3 protein-coding genes and 2 pseudogenes are annotated in these 1564 nt (G+C 32.7%); 4 read left to right on the forward strand and 1 reads right to left on the reverse strand.

Annotated features, from left to right (window positions below; genetic code table 11):
* Positions 1–98, reverse strand: a pseudogene (locus AC1DTM_RS25840) (aldo/keto reductase); the annotation flags it as partial.
* A gap of 261 nt (positions 99–359) precedes the next feature.
* On the opposite strand from AC1DTM_RS25840, the gene AC1DTM_RS25845 reads away from it, so the two are divergent.
* The 4 genes and pseudogenes from AC1DTM_RS25845 to AC1DTM_RS25860 all read left to right on the forward strand — a co-directional run.
* The gene (locus tag AC1DTM_RS25845) at positions 360–716 is read left to right on the forward strand and encodes an FtsB family cell division protein (protein WP_002161475.1); all 357 of its coding nucleotides are present in this window, start codon (positions 360–362) and stop codon (positions 714–716) included.
* Positions 655–930, forward strand: a complete 276-nt coding sequence (locus AC1DTM_RS25850) for a hypothetical protein (RefSeq protein ID WP_033710959.1) — start codon at positions 655–657, stop codon at positions 928–930. The genes AC1DTM_RS25845 and AC1DTM_RS25850 overlap by 62 nt, the downstream gene beginning before the upstream one ends.
* 88 nt (positions 931–1018) lie before the next feature.
* A complete protein-coding gene (locus tag AC1DTM_RS25855) occupies positions 1019–1345 on the forward strand; it encodes a DUF3870 domain-containing protein (RefSeq protein ID WP_477001224.1) in 327 nt (108 codons plus the stop codon).
* Positions 1346–1455: 110 nt separating this feature from the next.
* Positions 1456–1564 (forward strand): annotated as a pseudogene (locus tag AC1DTM_RS25860) (dipeptide epimerase); the annotation flags it as partial.

Consider the following 1564-nt stretch of genomic DNA (forward strand, 5'->3'; position numbering starts at 1 on the left):
CCAATCGCCCACGCTCCAAAGCCAATTTCAGAAACAGTAATTCCAGTTTTACCCAATGTGCGGTAGTGCATCATTTTTCCTCCTTGTAAGCATGTTATAACATCGGTATGCAAAACTAGAATTTATATGTGTAAAATTGTTTTCTACAATTGGGGAAAAAGAATAACATAAACTACTATTTTATAGCAGCATAAATAAAAATTCTCATTTTAAATACAGAGATGTCGTCGAACGCTATCTCTAATTGGTTAATTTGTGAGATTTTTTTGTGAAGGAGCTTATTTTATAAGAATAGAATTTAAGTTAATAAGAGATCGTGCCTATGGTAGTGAAAAAATATGGGTTAGGGGGATTTGAAAATGAGGAAACTCAAAAGAGTAAATGTTCCTAATATACCAGAGCAACTATCACAGCCTAACGACAATCGAACTATAAATAAGAAGAAGTTAAGGCGTTTTATTTTCATGTTCATTTTTATTGCTGCGACTACTTTTTACGTTCAATATATTTTGACGAAACAACAAGAAGTAATTAATGGCAAACAAAATACAATAACGAACCAAAAGAAACAATTAGTTTCTTTAAAGAAAGATCAAGGTTCTTTAAAGACTAACATCGAGAATTTAACGGATAATGAAGAAGAAATATTAAAGTTTGCGAGAAAAGAGTATCAATTTTCTAAGTCAAACGAAACAATATTCGTATTGCCAAAGTGAAGTGGTGGAACAGTTAGCGATAGCTAACTGTTTTTTGATGTATGAGGAAAAAGGTGTTTGTAGTGTGAATGTCATGGTACAAGGAGCAATGACATATTGTAAAAATGAGAAGTTTGAGCCATTTTTAATTATTTTAAGAGATTTCCATAATTATGGAATATATGTCAAAATAAATATTGTTAAAATTCTGTCAATTGTATATAATACAAGGTAAGTGGATACATTTTTTGATCAACGTTGAGTTAACAGCTTATACGTCTGTTAAGAAAACCGTTATCCTTGTATAAGAAAGGAAGATAGCTGTGTACGCTTCAAATACAATTTACGTCGTAGGGGATGCGAAAGCACCTCAAAATAATCCCATTACCGCAAAGTTCAAAAGTTATTTTGTAGCATTTGTACTTGAGAAGGATACAGGGGAAATTGTAGATGCAGATTGCTCAGCGACAATTGCATTAACATCTCAATTTGTTAAATATTTGTTTCTACATAAAAATATTAATGACCCAGCATTAGTAACAGAAATAAAAAATCGATACTTCGGTTCGTCTCAAAAGGCGCTACTTGTAGCGCTAAAGGATGCACAGAAAAAATATAATCAGATTGCTGCTTTGTCTACCCATTCATAGACAAAATCCAGCCGTAAGAATCTTCTTATGGCTGGATTTTTTTGTTTCGCATTAACGGGCAGAATAAAGTCTCCCGTGTATTAAAGTATCACTCTATAAACAACGAAAGGATGAACAAAATGAAAATTACCGATGTGAAGATAAACCGCCGACATGTAAAGCTTCATACACCGTTTAAAACAGCGCTTCGTACTGTAACGGAAATCGAAAGTATAGATG

The organism is Bacillus sp. P4_D3 (assembly GCF_056401855.1).